Source organism: Micromonospora sp. NPDC048907 (assembly GCF_055586885.1).
Genome location: NZ_JBVJHI010000002.1, coordinates 56,984 through 73,630 on the forward strand (window position 1 = coordinate 56,984; position 16,647 = coordinate 73,630).

The following is a 16,647-nucleotide window of genomic DNA, read 5'->3' on the forward strand; positions in this document are numbered from 1 at the left end:
GGCGGAGCGTTCCTCAGCTCTGGCGAGGGTTGCCGTGGTCAACATCGTGTCCAGCGTCGCCGCGAGATTGTCGATCTCCTCCGGGGACAACGCGGACAGTGACTTCTCGCGCGTGTGCAGTATCCGTACGGCCGTCCGCCGACCATGTTGGGTCAGGACAACGGAGACAGCTCGTCCGTCCTGTGCTCCGACGCGCTCGACGAGGCCTTCGGCTTCGAGGCGGACTGTGCCCGAGTGGCAGCAACTTCGCACTGCTCGGCTCCAACAGCCCGAGACGATCAAGGCCGCTGACCTGTGTAATGCCAGGTCAACGGCCTTCTACGTGAGCACTTCGTTTGGTGTCCGAGGGGGGACTTGAACCCCCACGCCCTATACGGGCACTAGCACCTCAAGCTAGCGCGTCTGCCATTCCGCCACCCGGACCTGCACGTCCAGCCTACCCTGTCGGCCGAGGTGATCTGCTCACCGGTTCGGCCGCCCCGGTGGGCCGCACGGGGCATTACTGTACACGGCCCGGGTGGATCATGCACATCGCCGCCGCGCCCCGGGGTTTCCCCAGGTCAAGGCGCCACCACGGGCCCTCGGCACCGCTTCCCGGGACCGATCCCAGGGGCCGGGTAGCGAGGAACCGCCGATTCCGGGCAGCATTGCTCACGTGTCCCACCCCTCCCCGCTGACCGCCGCTCAACACCAGGCCCTCGCGTTGCGCTCCGCGGGTGACCTGGCGACCGCCCGCCGCCTGCTCGCCGACGCGATCGCGGCGGCCCGACCGGCGTACGGGGAGGACCACCCCGACGTACTGGCCACCGGCCACCTGCTCGCCCGCCTGCACCGCGAGGCCGACGATCCCGCCGCCGCCCGGCGGGTGCTCGAGGAGGCGTACGCGGCCGGTGAGCGCCGCCGCGGCGACGCCGACCCGCTGATGCTCGCGCTCAGCTTCGACCTCGCCGGGGTGGCGGAGGAACTCGGCAACCGGCACGAGGCCCGCCGCAACTACACCCGCGTGGCCACCGCCGGGCCCGCCGTGCTCGGTCCGGACCACCCCGCGGTACGCGCAGCCCACCAGTACCTCGCCGGCTCCGCCGCCGCTCCCGTCCCGCCCGGCCCGCCTCCCGGCGGCTCCGCCGCCGCTGCCGGCCCGCAACCCGATCCGGGGGCGCTGTCCGGGCCGACCATGTCGCTGCCGGCCATGCCCCGGCCGTACCCGCCGCAGTCCGCCCCGCCCCGGCCCGGCGCTCCTGCCGTGCCCGGTCCCGTCCCGCCGGTGCCTGGCGCCGAATGGGCGCCGCAGCCGGGCCCGGCCGGGCCGGCCCCGTGGGCACCCCCCGCCCCCGGTCCGGCGACGCACCTACCGCCACCGCCGCCGATCCCGCCCACGCCGCCCGGCACCGCGGCCGCCTCGACCCCGCTGCCGCCACCCCCGGTCATTCCCGCGCCGATGTCCGCTCCCCCGATCCCGACCTCCGGGCCCGGAGGGCCTGCCGGCGGCGCGTCGAGTGGCTGGGTGGCCACGGAGGCGACGGCGCGGTTCCCCGCACCACCCGTCACCGGTCCGGCCCCGGCCGTCCCGCCGGCGCCGGTCGCTGCCGTGCCGCCGGCCCCCGGGGTCACCCCGGTGGTGCCCCGGCCCCCGGTCGTCCCGCCGCCGGTCTCCGCCCCGCCGGCGCCGGATCCGCTTCCGGCCGCCCCGCACGTCACGCCGCACGCGCCCACCTCGGCACCGCCCGCCCCGCCGGTGTCGGGGCCGCCCGCCGCGCACCTGGCGCCGCACGCGCCCAGCACCGGGCCGCACGCACCCAGCTCCGCACCGCCCGTCCCGCCGGCGCCCGGGCCGGTTCCGCCCGCCCCACACACGCCCAGCCCGGCACCACCCATCCCGCCGGTCTCGGCGCCGCCCGCGCAGATCCCGCCGGTCGCACCGCGTCCGGCGCCGCCCGGGTTGCCGTCGGCCTCCACGTACGGCCCGGTGCCCCCGGTCGCGCCGGCGCCGCCCACGCCGCCGGTCGCGGCCGCACCACAGGCCGTCCCGGCGTCAGTCCCGCTGCCACCGGCGCCGGTGATTCCGCTGCCGGCCCGACCCGTCTCGACCCCGCCGGCGCCCGGCCCGGCGCCGGTCGCGCCGGTCTCCGGCGTGCCCGGACCGTCGGTTCCGCCCGCCGGGGCAGTTCCGCCGGCTCCGCGGATTCCGGCTCCGACCTCCGCCCCGCCCGCGTCGGGTCTGCTTCCTCCGCCTCCGCCCATCCCGGTTTCCGCCCCACCGGCACCCACCGCGCCGGACCCGGCACCCACCTCGACCCCGCCGGCGGCGGCTGTCCCGCCACATCAGACGCCCGGCCAGCCGGCCGCCAGGGGAAGCGAGCCCGGCGGGGACGACCGCACCGGCATGCCCGCGGCACCGGCGCCCGGGTGGGACAAGCCGACCATCCAGGTCCAGCAGATCGGCCCGCTGCTCCGGGAGGAGGCCGAGCGGACCGCCGCCTCGCCTCCCGGTGCGAGCGCTCCGGTGAGCAGCCCGCCCGTCAGCGCGCCCCCGGCGGGCAACTTGCCCCCCAGCGCTCCCCCGGCGGCCCACTCGCCCGTCAGTGCCCCCTCGGCAGGCAACTCGCCCGTGAGCGCGCCTCCGGTGGCTGCGCCAGCCCCGCCACCCGCCGCTCCCGTGACCGCGTCCCCGGTGAGCGGTCCGCCGGCCCAGCCACCCACCGCCGGGGCGGCGCTCGCCGGGCCATCCGTCGACGAACGAGCGGCGATGTCGCCGGTCAGCGGCGTGCCCCTCGCACCGCAACCCGTCAGCGGACCGCCGACCAGCCGTGCGCCCCTTCCGGCGCCCGGCGATGGTTCCGCGTCGCCGCTCCAGGGAAGCGCCGTGCCGCCCCCGCCCCCGCCGGTCAGCGCTCCCCCGGCCGTCGGCGGACCGGGTACGCCCTTCGCCACCCCGCCGGGCGGCAACCCGCCGTTCAGCGCACCACCCGGCAGCGGCCCGCCCTTCAACGGTCCACCCGCCAGCAGCCCGCCGTTCAGCGCACCATCCCCCAGCGGCCCGCCCTTCATCGCACCACCCGCCAGCGGCCCGCCCTTCAACGGTCCACCCGCCAGCAGCCCGCCCTTCAACGGTCCACCCGCCAGCGGCCCGCCCTTCAACGGTCCGGCCGCCAGCGGTCCGCCGCTCAGCGCACCCGCCAGCGGCCCGCCGGGAAGCGCGCCACCACCGCCCGGTTACCCGGTCAGTGGCCCGCCCGGCTATCCGCCGCCGGTCAGCGGGCCACCCGCCGCGGCACCGGTCAGCGCCTCGCCCGTGCCGCCGTGGAGCATGACCGCGCCACCGTGGAGCAGCGCCGCCCCGCCGCAGGCTCTCGACCGGTCCGACGACCCTCGTCCCGAGCCGGCTGTGGACGAGCCCGGCACGGTGGATCCGGATCTCGCGCCGGAGAGCGGGGACGGGGCACCCGCACCGCTGCCGGTCTACGACGGGTTGCTGGACTTTCCCGAGTCGCAGCAGCCGGCTCCGGAGCCGTACCCGAGCCAGGGCGCCTGGCCGGCGGTGCCGCCGGCGTTCCACCAGCCGGCCGCGTACCCGGTGGCGGAGGAGCCGGAGGCGCGCGGCCGCAACCGGACGGTGGTGGCCCTGGTGGCGGGCATCGTGGTGGTCGTGGTGGCGGCCGCCGTGGGCGTGGGCGCGGTGCTGCTCAACCGTGACCCGGCGCTGCCGCCCGCGCCGGCACCGACGGCGGCGAAGCCGAAGGTGAGCGGTCCACCGCCGGGTGAGCTGCGCTTGCAGGACGACACCACGACGATCACGGTGACCTGGACGGATCCGACAGGCGGCGGTGTGCCGTTCGTGGTGGCCGGCGGGCGGGCCGGGCAGAAGTTGGGGGTGATGGCCACGGTGGACGCGGGGCAGACCCGCTACACGGTGAACGGGTTGAGTCCGAAGCTGGACTACTGCTTCACGGTGCTGGCCGTCTACTCGACCGACACCTACGCCACCTCGGGTCAGGTGTGCACCGACCGGGAGGGCGGCACGACGCCCAACTGAGCGGCGGTCACGACACGCTCGGTGTCCACAGGGGGACGGTGCGGGTTTCACCGGCCCCGGCCGGCCCCTATGATGGCTCCCGGCTCTGGGGAGGGTCGACCGCGCGTGCCGCCCTCCCCCACCGACGCGGGGAGGCATCCGCCAGTGACCACCATCGAGAGCGTCACGAGCACCGGGCCGGAGACGGCCCGCCCCCGGTCCCGGATGCGGGGCGGGCTGGTGACCATCGGCACCGTGGCGGCGCTGCTGGCCGCCATGGGGTTGACCGTGCTCGGGCTGGGTGCCGCCGACAACGCGGTGGCCAACTACGACGCGTCGTCCTGGTTGTGGAGCACCAGCCGCAGCGAGCTGGCCCGGGTCAACGGGGTGACCGCCCGGGTGGACACCCGGATGGAGGTGCCTGGCGGGCGCCGGCACCAGATGCAGGTCGCGCAGACCGACCGGCTGCTGATCCTGCGTGACCTGAACACCGGCCAGGTCAGCTCGCTGGACCTGGCCACCCTCCAGATCACCGCGACCACGCCGACCGCGCCGGGCCTCGGGGTGAGCGTCGCGCTGCACGAGGACGCGGCGTTCGTCGTCGACGCGGTGCAGGGCATCGTCCGGCAGCTCGACCCGCGGTCGCTGACGCCGGTGGGCGAGCCGGTGCGGTACCCGCCGGGCATCACCGGCGGCGCGTTCGACGGCGTCGGCAAGCTGTGGATCGCGGTGCCGAGCGAGGGCACCGTCTCGGCGGTCACCGCCGCCGAGCTGCCCGCCACCCCGGGCGCCGCGCCGCCCGCCGGGCTCAGCCCCAAGCGGGTCGAGACGTACGAGGTGGCGGAGCCGGCCCACGAGCTGGTGGTGTCCACGCTGGACGAGGGTGTGGCGGTGCTCGACCGCACCTCCGCCTCGCTGGTCACGGTCCGGGCCGGGCAGACGCAGCGGGCGAACCTGACGATGACCGCCCCGGGCAGCCTGCCGACGCGCACGACGGGCCCGCAGGTGCCGGTCACGGTGAGCGGGGAGCGGAAGGTGCATGTGGTCCGCGACGCCGCCGAGGTGCAGCGGTTCACGGTGCCCGGCGCGGGCGGGGAGCTGAGCCCGGCGGTGGCCTGGGCGGGCCGGTTCTACTGCGCCGACGAGACCACCGGCACGGTCTACTCGTTCGACGCGAACGGGCAGCTGGTCGACACCATCAAGGGCTCGGGCCGGCCGGGGCCGATGGAGCTGGAGGTCCGCGAGAACCACTTGTTCATCAACCCGCCGAACTCGTCGACCGCGCAGGTGGTGGACGACCGGAACCAGGTGCGTGAGGTCAACAAGTACGCCAACGACGTGCTCGGTGGCGATCCGCCGCCGGCGCCCCCGCCGCCGCCCCCGCCGAAGAAGCCCAAGGTGGGCAAGCCGGGGGCGCCGCGCGCGGTGACCGCCGCCGCGGGGAACGCGTCGGCGCGGGTGAGCTGGCAGCCGGCCGCGTCCAACGGGGCCGAGATCACCCGGTACGTGGTGGAGGGCGCCGGCCAGCGCCACGAGGTCGGTGCGAACCAGCGTGCCCTGGAGATCACCGGGCTGACCAACGGCGAGACGTACACGTTCTCGGTGCACGCGGTGAACGCGAAGGGCGACGGGCCGGCTCGGAAGAGCAACCCGGTCACGCCGACCGCCGCCGTGCCGGACCCGCCGGCCAGCGTCACGGCCGAGGCCCGAACGGACGGCACGGTGCTGGTGAGGTGGCCGGCGGCCAACGGCCAGGGCAACACGGTCACGAAGTACGCGGTGACCGCCAGCTCGGCCGGCGCGACCGCCCCGGCCGGCGAGTCGCCCAAGACCGAGCTGGTCGTCCCGGCCGGTCAGCTGGAGTACGGCACGCAGTACGCCTTCACCGTGATCGCGGTGAGCGACAGGGGCGCCGGGTCCAAGGCGTCGCCGGTGAGCAACACGGTGGTGCCGTTCACCGTGCCGAAGGCGCCGACCGAGCTGCAGGCGTCCACGGTGGCCGACCAGCCGGGCACCATCGCGGTGCAGTGGGCGCCGGCGGTGGAGAACGGCCGCCCGGTGACGAAGTACGTGGTGGAGGCCGCCGGGAAGACCACCGAGGTGACCGACGTGCGGACCACGATCGGCGGGCTCGGCGACGGACAGAACGTCACGGTCACGGTGAAGGCGGTCAACGAGGCGGGCCCGGGCCCGGAGGCCAGCACGACGGCCCGCACGGTGGCCGCGCCCCGGGTCACGATGACCGGCTCGTCGGCCGACGCCACCTCGGTGACGGTGAACTTCACCGTCGACGCGGGCGGTGGGCGGGCGACCTGCTCGGCGGCCACCGGCGGCAAGACGGCCAGCGGGAGCTGCTCCAGCCTGCGGGTGACCGGCCTGACGCCGGGCACCGCCTACACGGTGACGGTGACCGCGTCCAACGCGGCCGGCAAGGGCACCGGCAGCCGGGCGCAGAGCACCGACGCGCTCTACGGGATCGCGACCTGCAACAACGGTCCGGACGGCGACCAGCGCACGTACTGCAACGCCGAGGTGGACGGCCGCAACGGCAACGAGATCTTCTCGGTGGCGGAGCAGCTCAACAGCAAGCAGGTCGGGTGGGCGAAGCCCGGCACCCGGTTGAAGGCGTACTGCAAGAAGCAGGGTGAGAACGTCGACGCCTGGATCTACAACAACCAGAAGCAGAGCACCTGGTGGGTGCAGGTCGAGTACTCGGGCAGGAACTACATCCCGTGGGCCTGGCTGAACCTGGAGGGTGGCGACAACATCAACCTCCTGCCCACCTGCTGACCGCGCCGCACCGAGGAGCACCACGCACGTGAACACCCACGAACCGCTCACCCAGCCGGAGGTGCAGGGCTTCGCCGCCCTGGCCGCCCGGCTGGCCGAGAACGTCAACGCGGTCGTGCTGGGCAAGCCGCAGGTGGTCCGGCTGGCGCTGACCGCCCTCTTCGCCCAGGGGCACGTGCTGCTGGAGGACGTGCCCGGGGTGGGCAAGACCACCCTGGCCCGGGCGGTCGCGGCGACCGTCAAGGGCCAGTGGCGGCGCATCCAGTTCACCCCGGACCTGCTCCCCTCGGACGTGTCCGGTGTGACGATCTTCAACCAGGCCAGCCGGGGCTTCGAGTTCCACCCGGGGCCGGTCTTCGCCAACATCGTGATCGCCGACGAGATCAACCGGGCGTCGCCGAAGACCCAGTCGGCGCTGCTGGAGGTGCTGGAGGAGCGCACGGTCACCGTGGACGGCGTACGCCACCCGGTGCCGCAGCCGTTCCTCATGGTGGCCACGCAGAACCCGGTGGAGATGGACGGCACCTACCGGCTGCCCGAGGCCCAGCTTGACCGGTTCCTGGTGAAGCTGTCCGTCGGCTACCCGGACGAGGCGGTCGAGGTGGAGGTGCTGCGCGGCGCCACCCTGCGCTCCCCCGACTCGCTGACGGCGGTCACCGACACGGCCACCGTCGGGGAGATGGTGAAGATGGCCCGGCGGGTGCACATCGCCGAGCCGCTCTACGCGTACGCGGTGCGGCTGGCCGCGGCGACCCGCACCCACCCGCAGGTGCGGGTCGGGGTCAGCCCCCGGGGCGTGATCGCGCTGACCCGGGCGGCGTGCGCGTACGCGCTGATCGACGGGCGGGGCTGGATCATGCCGGAGGACCTGAAGACCCTCGTCGAGCCGGTATTCGCGCACCGGCTGCTGCTCACCCCGGACGCGCAGGTGCGCGGGGTGACCCCCGCTGACGTGCTGCGCCAGGCGGTCGCCTCGGTGCCGGTGCCGCTGCCGTCGGGCCAGCCCGCCCCGGTCCACGGCTGATCGGTGGGGATCACCGCCCGGGGTGTCGGGCTGCTCGTCGCCGCCGTCGTGCTGCTGGGGGTCGGCTTCCGGTACGCGTACCCGGAGCTGACCGTGCTCGGCGCGGCGGCCGGTGTCGCGGTCGGGTATGCCCTGGTGACGGCCGCCTGGCGCCCGCGCCTGACCGTCGAGCGGGTGGCCGACCCGGACCGGGTGGCCCGGGGTGAGCCGGCGGCCATGGTGCTGACCGTGCGCAACACGGGCCGGCTGCGGGCGGCGAACCTGGTGGCCGAGGACCGGTGCGGCGGCCGGCTGGTGCCGGTGCCGCTGCTGCGGCTGCGTCCGGGTCGGGACACCGAGGTGCGCTACCCGGTGCCGACCCACCGCCGGGGGGTGGTGCCGGTCGGGCCGCTGCGGGTGACCCGCCGGGACCCGCTCGGGCTGGTGGCGCTGGCCCGCGCGTACGGGGATCCGGTGCCGGTCTGGGTGCATCCGCGCATCCATCCGCTGTCGGCGGTGCCGACCGGGGCCGGCCGCAGCCTGGACGGGCGCACCGACAGCGTGCCGCACGGCTCGATCACGTTCGACTCGCTGCGGGAGTACGTGGTCGGTGACGAGCTGCGCCGGGTGCACTGGCGGACCAGCGCCAAGGTGGGCGAGCTGATGGTGCGGGAGAACGTGGACACCAGCCTGCCCCGCCTCGTGGTGGTGCTGGACAACCGGGCGGTCGCCCACCCGGCCCGGGACGCCGGGGTGGCCGAGTCGTTCGAGTCGGCGTGCGAGGCGGCGGCGTCGGTGGTGGCCGCCGCGACGCGGGAGGACCTGCCGGTGAGCCTGCTGCTGGTCGCGCCCGCCGCCGACGAGCCGGCCGGACGCACCGACCGCTCCCGGTCGCCGCGCCGCGGCGGACGCGCCGAGCCCGAGGCCTCGCGCGACGGCTCCGGGCCGCCGCGCGGCGGACACGCCGGACTGGAGGCGCCGCGCGGCCCGCTGGACCGGCTCGCCGCGGCGGAGCTGGCCGACGGCGGGGAGGACGTGCTGCGCACCGCGCTGGGCCGGCTGCGGCAGGACCGGCTCGGCGACACGCTGGTCTTCCTCACCGGGCCGGGCGCCCGCGGCGACCTGGGGCACGTCGGCGCGCTGCGCCGCGCGTACCCGTCGGTGGTGGTCGGGCTGTTCGGGGCGGCGGAGCCGACGGCGGCCGGCGCGGCGGGCCTGGTGGTGGTGGACGCGGCCGACGGCGCCGAGTTCGCCGCCGAGTGGGACGGGATCCGCCGGTGGTGACCGTGACCCCGCCGCGCCCGGTCGACGCGCCGGGCGGGCCGGCCGGTGGCGGTCCGGGTCCGGTGGCGCGGGTGCTGCGGGCCGTGCCGGTGCCGCTGGCGCTGATCGTCATGATCGCCCTTTCCGGTGTGGTGCTCGGCCGGGTCTACGCGGACCCGCTGCTGACCCGCCTGACGGCCGGCGCGGCGGTCGGCTCGGTGCTGGTGAGCGTGGCCGCCCGGCGGCTGCCGTCCTGGCTGGTGGCGCCGCTGTCGGTGGCCGCCCTGGCCGGCTGGGCGCTGCTGTCGCTGCGGCTGGCGGCCGCCCACGCGGCGCTGCCCGGCGGCCTCGGCGAGGTGGCGGCGGACGCCGCGCGCAACGCCATCCCCCGGCTGCTCACCGCGATGATCCCGGTGGAGCCGGCCCCGGACACCGTGCTGGTCCCGGTGGTGGCCGCCTGGCTGGCCGGGCTGGCCGCCGCCGAGGTGGCGCTGCGGGCCGGCCGGGTGCTGCTCGGCTACCTGCCGCCGGTGCTGCTCTACGCCGGCGCGCTGTACGTGGTCGGGCCGAACGCGGGCCCGGCGGTCGGGCCGACGGTGCTGTTCGCGGCGGTCGCCGCCGTCGGCCTGGCGGTGCCCGGCGGGCGGGCCGACCCGACCGGCGCGGACCCGGCGGCCGGCCTGGCGCCCGCCGTACGCACGGCCGTGCGGCTGCGGCTGCTCGCGGCGAGCGCGGCCGGGGTGGCCGTGGTGGTGGCCCTCGCCGCGCTGGTCGCCCCGGTGGTGGCCGGCCGGGTGGACGACCGGCCGGTCGACCCGCGCCGCTACGTCGAGCCGCCGCAGGTGGAGTCGCTGGACGAGAACCCGCTGATCCGGATCTCCGGGTGGGCGCTGAACCCCGACCAGAAGCTGCTCGACGTGCGCACCGAGGCGGGCGCGACGGACGCCGGGCCGCCGCGGATCCGGCTGGCGGTGCTCAGCGACTACGACGGGGTGACCTGGCGGGTGGGCGCGACCTACCGCAACGCCGGGCGGATCCTGCCGGCCACCGAGCCGGCGGCCGGCACCGACACCGAGCCGGTACGCCAGGAGGTCACCGTGGCCGACCTGACCGGGAAGCTGCTGCCCGCCGTGCCGACCCCGCGCGAGGTGACCGGCGCACGGGTGGCGTACGACCCGGCGACCGGCACACTGATCCGCCCGGAGGGGCTGGCCCAGGGGCTGCGGTACACGGTCGACTCGGTGCGGGAACGCCCGGACCTGAACCTGGTCGGCACGGCGAACGTGCCGGCCGGCGACGCGGTGGCCCGGGTGCTGCGGGTCGCCGACGGGGCCCCGGAGCAGATGCGCCGGCTGGCCACCCAGCTCGCCGAGGAGAACGGCGCCCCGTACGCCCGGGCCACCGCGATCGCGGACTTCCTGGCCGAGCACTACCGGGTGACCGCGGACGCGCCGAGCGGGCACGCGTACCCGAACCTGGCGTTCTTCCTCTTTGGCCCGCGCAACGGCGGCGGGCAGCGCGGCACGTCCGAGCAGTTCGCGGCGTCGTTCGCGGTGCTGGGCCGGCTGGCCGGCCTGCCCACCCGGGTGGTGGTCGGCTTCGAGCCGAAGGCCGACGGCCCGGTCCGGGCGGCGGACGCGTACGCCTGGCCGGAGGTGCTGTTCGAGGGCGTCGGGTGGGTGCCGTTCGACCCGATGCCGCGCCCGGACGAGGAACCGCGCCCGGTGGAGGAGGACTTCCGGCCGAAGCCGGAGGACCCGCCCCCGTCGGAGGTCCCCGCGCCGACCGGGGAACCGACGCCGACGCCGCCCGCGGCGGCGGCCCCCGACCGGCCTGGCGGGAAGGCCGGACCGGGCACGCCGGTGCTGGTCGGCGGCAGCGTCGGCGGCCTGGTGCTGCTGTTCGGGGCGCTGCTGCTGACCCTGGCCACGCTGCGCCGCAACCTGACCCGGGGCCGGCTGGCGCAGGGCGACCCGGGCCGCCGGATCGCGGGCGCCTGGCGGGAGGTGACCGACGCGCTGCGGCTGGCCGGCCATCCGGTCGGCGCCGACCTGTCCGCCGCGGAGGTCGCCGAGCGGGCTCACCGCACCCTCGCCGAGGCCCGCGCCGCCGGGACGCGGCCGGACCCCGCCCCACCGCCGCACGGCTCGCCGGCCCAGACCCGGTCACCGCGCGCGCCCTGGCCGGCGCCGGCCGGCGCGACGGACGCAGACCTGCCGGGCGCGGTGGGCGCCGACCTGCCGGGCGGCGGGGTGGGCGAACTGGCCGGCCTGCTCAACCAGGTGGCCTTCGCTCCCGGCACCGCCACCCCCGCCCAGGCCGATCGGGCGGCGGCGGTCGCCACGGCGTACGTGGCCGCCCTCCGCGCCGCGCGCCGCCGCTGGCGCCGCCTCCTGTGGACCGTCCATCCCGGCCCCCTGCGCTGGCGTCGCTGACCGCGAGATCCCCGTGGGCGGCGAACGCGAGGGCCGGCGGGCTGGTGCCGGGCGCTTAGCGTGAAGGCATGGCCGTCGGGATGTGGGTGGCGCTGTCCCTGGTAGGCGTCGGGCTGGCGGTCACCGCCGGTTGGCGGTGGCGCGCGCGGTCCCGGCGCGAGCCGACCCGGGCGGAGCGGTTGGCGGCGGCCCGGAAGGCCGCGCACGGCCTGCGCCGTGCGGGTCCCCGGCCGCACCGGGACACCGTCGAGCGGGGCGCCGCCCCCGGCGACCGCTACTCCGCGGCGATCCTGGAGAACAGCGTGTACGGCGACGCCGCCGACCACGGCGGCGGGAGCGGCTCCTACTGATCGGCGGCGCGCAGCTTGCGGACGAGTTTGCGCAGGCCGGCCTGCCAGCCGTCGGGGTCCTCGGCGCGGCGGCGGGCGTAGTTGGCGACCTCCGGGTGCGGCAGGATGAGGAACCTTTCCTCGGCCAGCCCGGCGATGGCGGCGCCGGCCACCTGGTCGGGGCTGAGGATCGCGCCGGAGGCGGCGATCACGCGGGCGCCCAGGCGGCCCTCGGCCAGGCCGCCGGCGAGCATCCGGGTGTCCACGCCCTGCGGGCAGAGCGCGCTGACCCGGACGCCTGCGTCCCGGTAGGTGATGGCGAGCCACTCGGCGAGGCCGACCGCCGCGTGCTTCGTCGCCGTGTAGGGGGCGTCGCCCACCGCGGTCAGCACACCCGCCGCCGAGCAGGTGAAGAGGAGGTAGCCCTGGCCGCGGCGGAGCATCGCCGGCAGCGCGGCGCGTGCGCTGTGCACGTGCCCCAGGACGTTGACCCGCCAGGCGCGCTCCCAGTCGGCGTCGGGCGCGTCCACTCCCCCGCCGGTGGCCACCCCGGCGTTGGCGCAGAACAGGTCGATCGGGCCGTGCCGGCGCTCGGTCTCGTCGACCAGTGCCCGTACCCGCGCCTCGTCGGTGACGTCGAGCCCCCACACCGTGCGCCGCCGGCCCGATGCTCCCGGCCACCGCGCGCGCCGCCTCGGCGTCGAGGTCGGCCAGGACGACGGCGGCGGCGCCCTCGGCGACGAACCGGCGGCCGAGCGCCGCCCCGATGCCACCCGCCCCGCCGGTGATCACGGCCACCCGGTCGGTGAGGTTCATGAACGTCCCTTCCCGCCGGTCGGGCCGAGCCGGGGCAGCAGATCGACCCAGGCGGCCGCGCCGCCGGCGGCCAGTTCGGGGGTGGGCAGCAGCGCAAGGACGGGCACGTCCACGCCCTGGTCGGCGTACCGGCGGGCCCGGGCGACGCACTCCTCGGGCGAGCCGTGCAGGACCAGCGCGTCGACCACCTCGTCCGGCACCGCCGCCGAGGCGCCCCGCCGGTCCCCGGCGGCCCACGCCTCCCACATCGGGCCGAGGCTGTCCTGCCGCCCCAGCCAGCGGTGGAAGGCCGCGTACGCCGGCACGGTCAGGTAGCCGGCGATCAGCCGGCGGCCCAGCGCCCGCGCGTACGTGGCGTCCTCGGTGGGGCAGACGAAGATCCGGGCGGCGACCTCGAAGCCGGGGCGGCGTTCGCCCAGCTCGGCCAGGGCGGTCGGCACGTCGTCGGCGGCCAGCCAGTTGAGGATCACCCCGTCGGCCTCGGCGGCGGCGAGCCGCAGCATGCCGGGGCGCAGCGCGGCCAGCAGCACGGGCGGCGGCACGGCCGGCGGGCGTTCCAGGGTGAACCGCCGGACGGCGAAGGTGTCGTACGCCTCGTCGACGGTCTCCCCGCGCAGCGCGGCGCGCAGGAAGCGCAGCACGTCCCGGGTCCGCTGGAACGGCTCGTCGAAGCGCACCGCGTTCCAGTCCTCCACGAGCACCGGCGAGGAGGCGCCGATGCCCAGCGCGAAGCGCCCCGGAGCGGCCTCGGCGAGGGCGGCGGCGCTCATCGCGAGCAACCCGGGCCCCCGGGTGAAGACCGGGGCGATCGCGGTGCCCAACCGCAGCCGCGGTTGCCAGGCGGCGGCGAGCGCCAGCGGGGTGAACGCGTCGGTGCCGCCGACCTCGGACGACCAGACGTCGGTGAAGCCGGCCCGGTCGAGCGCCGCGTAGACCGCGGCGTGGTCGGCGAGCGTGACGCCGGCCAGCGGCACCGTCATGCCCCATCGATTCGTCACCCGTCGATCGTGCCCGGTCGCCGCCGCCCGGAGCAAGATCCCGACCGGCCCTCCCCATCGCGGCGGGTTGCCGACCGGGGCGATCCGCGCGATAGGCGGTGCCACGCCGGCAAAGGGTGCTACGACTGCCAGGTGAGGTGGACCGAGCGCGGGAGGCCGCGGTGAAGACTCCCGAGCCGGACGCGCTGCGCCCGCCGAGGGCCGGACCGAACCGGGCCACGTTCCTGGAACTCTTCTTCGACCTGGTGTTCGTCTTCGCGCTGACCCGGATCTCCGCCCGCGCCTTCGAGGACCTGGCGCTGGAGGGTGGCAAGACGCACTGGACGGCGGTGACCGGGGGTGGCAAGACGCTGCTGCTGCTCCTCGCGCTCTGGGCGGTGTGGCAGGGCACGGCGTGGACCACCAGCCGCTACGACCCGTACCACATCTGGCTGCAGATCATCGTGGTCACCGCGCTGGTGTGCAGCATGGCGATGGGGGTCGCCATCCCCCGCGCGTTCACCTCCACCGGGCTGGCCTTCGCCGCCGCCTACGTGGTGGCCCAGGTCAGCCGGCCGGCGATCCTGCTGGTCATGCTCCGCCGGCACCAGCACCGCCGGCTGAAGCGGCGCATGCTGATCACCTTCGGCGCGACCGGGGTGCTCTGGCTGGCCGGCGCGCTGCTGCCCACCGACGCGCGGGTGACGCTCTGGGCGCTGGCGCTCCTGCTGGAATACCTGGCCTCCCGGTTCGGCTGGCCGGTGCCCGGGCTGGGCCGGTCAACCGTCTCCCGCTGGGACATCCACGGCGAGCACCTGGCCGAGCGCTACCAGCAGTTCTTCCTGGTCGCGCTCGGCGAGACGATCCTCATCGCCGGGCTGGCGTACAGCCGGGCGCCGGACGACGCCGCCCGCACCGCCGCCTTCGCGGCCGCCCTGCTCACCACGGTGCTGCTCTGGCGGATCTACGTGCAACGGGCCGGGCGGATCCTCGGCGAGGCGGTGACCCGGGCCGCGCACCCGGCCAGCATCGGCCGCTCCGCCGCGGACACCCACCTGGTGATGGTGGTCGGCGTGGTGGCCACCGCGATCGGCTACGAGCTGGTCAACGAGCACCCGACCGGCCACAACCAGGTCGGCTGGCTCGCCATGATCCTCGGCGGTCCGGCGATCTTCCTGCTCGGACGGGCCCGCTTCGAGTACGAGGTGTTCGGCCGGGTGTCCCCGTCGCGCTGGGTGGCCGTCCTCGTGCTGGTGCTGCTCATGCCGCTGCTCAAGCCGGCATGGTCGCTGACCGGGGCCGTCGCCACCCCGCTGGTCGCGGCGATCGCCGCCCCGCTCGTGCTGCTCGGGGTGGCGGTGGCCGACGCCCGCCGCGCCTGGGGCCGGCCGCCGGAGGAGGCCGCCCCGCCGTTCTGACGTGACCGATCGGGCCCGCCCGCGCGCCCGCCCCGGCGCTACCATCCGCGGGTGACGTTCTCCATCGTGGCCCGTTCCGCCGACGGGCTCCTGCACGGCATCGCCGTGGCCAGCAAGTTCCTCGCCGCCGGGGCGCTGGTGCCGGCCGCCGAGGCCGAGGTCGGCGCGATCGCCAGTCAGGCCCACGCCAACCTGGCGTTCCGGCCGCAAGGGCTGGCCATGCTGCGCACCGGGGTCCCCGCCGCGGACGTGGTGGCCGGCCTGATCGCCGCCGACCCGGGCCGGGACGACCGGCAGCTCGGCGTGGTGGGGGCGAAGGGCGACGGCGCCACGTGGACCGGGCCGCGCTGCCACCCCTGGGCGGGCGGCCAGTCCGGTGACGGCTGGGCGGCACAGGGCAACATCCTGGCCGGCCCGGAGGTCGTCGACGCGCTCCGCGACACCTGGCTCGGCCGGGCCGACCTGCCGTTCCCGCAGCGGCTGCTGGCCGCCCTCGCCGCCGGCGACCGGGCCGGCGGCGACCGGCGGGGCCGGCAGAGCGCCGCCCTGTTCGTGGTGCAGCGGCACGGCGGCTACGCCGGCACCGGCGACGAGCTGGTCGACCTGCGGGTCGACGACCACCGCGATCCGGTCGGCGAGCTGGCGCGCCTGCTCGACATCCACACGCTGCTCTTCGGCAAGCCCGACCCGGCCACCCTGCTCGACCTCACCGGGCCGGTCGCCGACGAGGTCGCGGCGCTGCTGGCCGCCGCCGGCCACCCGGTCGGGCCCGCCGGGGTGGAGGAGGCGCTCGACGCCTGGGCCGGCGTCGAGAACCTGGAGGAGCGCATCGTTCCCGGCCGGATCGACCCCGTCGTCCTGGACCACCTGCGCCGCACCGCGGCGCCGGCCGCCGGCGGCTGACCGCCGCCGGTCAGCCGCCGAAGGAGAGCCAGCGCCAGCCGGTCCGGTCCAGCACGGCCCGCTCCGCGCCGGTGAGCGGCACCCGGCCGGTGGCCTTCCGGACCAGGGTGAGCGCGTCCCAACCGAGTTCGGCGGGCGCGGGCCGCGACCCGGAGCCGTCGCCGGCCAGCAGGTCGGCCACCACGGCCGCCGCGGTCGGCGTCAGCCACGGCCGCCGGTCCAGCGCGTCGGCCAGGTCCAGGCCGTGCACCGCGACCTCCACCACCCGGGTACGGAGGAACTCCGTCAACGCCATGGCGTCGCCGTGCCGGGTGCGGACCAGCCGCCCCGGCGGCTCGGCGGCCACCGCCGCGTCGGCGGCCCGCCAGGCCCGCGCGAAGCCCTCCGCCACCTCGGGTACGCCGGGCAGCTCCCGCGCCTCCCGCCGGGCGCCGTCGATCCGGTCGCGGTCGACCTCCGGCGTGAACTTGGCCGCCCCGAAGTAGCCGGCGGCGTCCACCTCGGCGCGCTCCGGGGCGGGCGCGGCGAGCATGCCGACCAGCCGACCGGCGCCGGTGCGCACGTGCGCGAGCAGGTCCCGGACCGCCCAGGGCGGGCAGGGTGTGGGCCGGTCCAGGTCCGCCGCATCGAGGTCGCACAGCACCCCTTCCAGCCGTGCGCACTCGTCGCGGAACGCCGCCCGTACCGTGTCCATCCGCCCG

10 protein-coding genes, 1 tRNA gene and 2 pseudogenes are annotated in these 16,647 nt (G+C 76.9%); 9 read left to right on the top strand and 4 right to left on the bottom strand.

Features of this window, described 5'->3' with window-relative positions:
- Positions 1 to 336: 336 nt before the first annotated feature.
- A tRNA-Leu gene (locus ACZ6PY_RS05440) sits at positions 337 to 423 on the bottom strand.
- 232 nt (positions 424 to 655) lie between these two features.
- Between ACZ6PY_RS05440 and ACZ6PY_RS05445 the strand changes: the two are divergent.
- The 7 genes and pseudogenes from ACZ6PY_RS05445 to ACZ6PY_RS05475 form a co-directional block, all read left to right on the top strand.
- Positions 656 to 1,114: pseudogene (locus ACZ6PY_RS05445) on the top strand (tetratricopeptide repeat protein); the annotation flags it as partial.
- A gap of 1,749 nt (positions 1,115 to 2,863) precedes the next feature.
- Entirely contained in the window at positions 2,864 to 4,033 is a 1,170-nt protein-coding gene (locus tag ACZ6PY_RS05450) for a fibronectin type III domain-containing protein (protein ID WP_466070809.1), read from the top strand.
- A gap of 204 nt (positions 4,034 to 4,237) precedes the next feature.
- Positions 4,238 to 6,802 (top strand): fibronectin type III domain-containing protein, encoded by a 2,565-nt coding sequence (locus ACZ6PY_RS05455; protein ID WP_466070742.1) that lies wholly within the window; start codon positions 4,238 to 4,240, stop codon positions 6,800 to 6,802.
- Between the two features lie 28 nt (positions 6,803 to 6,830).
- Complete coding sequence (locus tag ACZ6PY_RS05460; protein WP_466069532.1) at positions 6,831 to 7,826, top strand: AAA family ATPase; 996 nt, start codon at positions 6,831 to 6,833, stop codon at positions 7,824 to 7,826.
- 3 nt (positions 7,827 to 7,829) lie between these two features.
- Entirely contained in the window at positions 7,830 to 9,089 is a 1,260-nt protein-coding gene (locus ACZ6PY_RS05465; protein ID WP_466069533.1) for a DUF58 domain-containing protein, read from the top strand.
- Positions 9,065 to 11,503 (top strand): transglutaminase TgpA family protein, encoded by a 2,439-nt coding sequence (locus tag ACZ6PY_RS05470; RefSeq protein WP_466069535.1) that lies wholly within the window; start codon positions 9,065 to 9,067, stop codon positions 11,501 to 11,503. Before ACZ6PY_RS05465 ends, ACZ6PY_RS05470 begins: the two co-directional genes overlap by 25 nt.
- Positions 11,504 to 11,571: 68 nt before the next feature.
- The gene (locus tag ACZ6PY_RS05475) at positions 11,572 to 11,853 is read left to right on the top strand and encodes a hypothetical protein (protein WP_466069537.1); all 282 of its coding nucleotides are present in this window, start codon (positions 11,572 to 11,574) and stop codon (positions 11,851 to 11,853) included.
- Here the strand turns inward: ACZ6PY_RS05475 and ACZ6PY_RS05480 are convergent.
- Together ACZ6PY_RS05480 and ACZ6PY_RS05485 are read right to left on the bottom strand one after the other, a co-directional pair.
- Positions 11,847 to 12,648: pseudogene (locus tag ACZ6PY_RS05480) on the bottom strand (SDR family oxidoreductase). The gene ACZ6PY_RS05475 and the pseudogene ACZ6PY_RS05480 sit on opposite strands and share 7 nt — an antisense overlap.
- The gene (locus tag ACZ6PY_RS05485; protein WP_466070744.1) at positions 12,645 to 13,628 is read right to left on the bottom strand and encodes an LLM class F420-dependent oxidoreductase; all 984 of its coding nucleotides are present in this window, start codon (positions 13,626 to 13,628) and stop codon (positions 12,645 to 12,647) included. The pseudogene ACZ6PY_RS05480 and the gene ACZ6PY_RS05485 overlap by 4 nt, the downstream one beginning before the upstream one ends.
- Positions 13,629 to 13,807: 179 nt before the next feature.
- Here ACZ6PY_RS05485 and ACZ6PY_RS05490 point away from each other — a divergent pair, with 179 nt between their 5' ends.
- Both ACZ6PY_RS05490 and ACZ6PY_RS05495 read left to right on the top strand, forming a co-directional pair.
- A complete protein-coding gene (locus tag ACZ6PY_RS05490; protein WP_466069539.1) occupies positions 13,808 to 15,043 on the top strand; it encodes a low temperature requirement protein A in 1,236 nt (411 codons plus the stop codon).
- 51 nt (positions 15,044 to 15,094) lie between these two features.
- Complete coding sequence (locus ACZ6PY_RS05495) at positions 15,095 to 15,946, top strand: DUF1028 domain-containing protein (RefSeq protein ID WP_466069541.1); 852 nt, start codon at positions 15,095 to 15,097, stop codon at positions 15,944 to 15,946.
- Between the two features lie 10 nt (positions 15,947 to 15,956).
- Here ACZ6PY_RS05495 and ACZ6PY_RS05500 read toward each other — a convergent pair whose 3' ends face one another.
- Positions 15,957 to 16,640, bottom strand: a complete 684-nt coding sequence (locus ACZ6PY_RS05500; RefSeq protein WP_466069543.1) for a maleylpyruvate isomerase N-terminal domain-containing protein — start codon at positions 16,638 to 16,640, stop codon at positions 15,957 to 15,959.
- Positions 16,641 to 16,647: the final 7 nt, after the last annotated feature.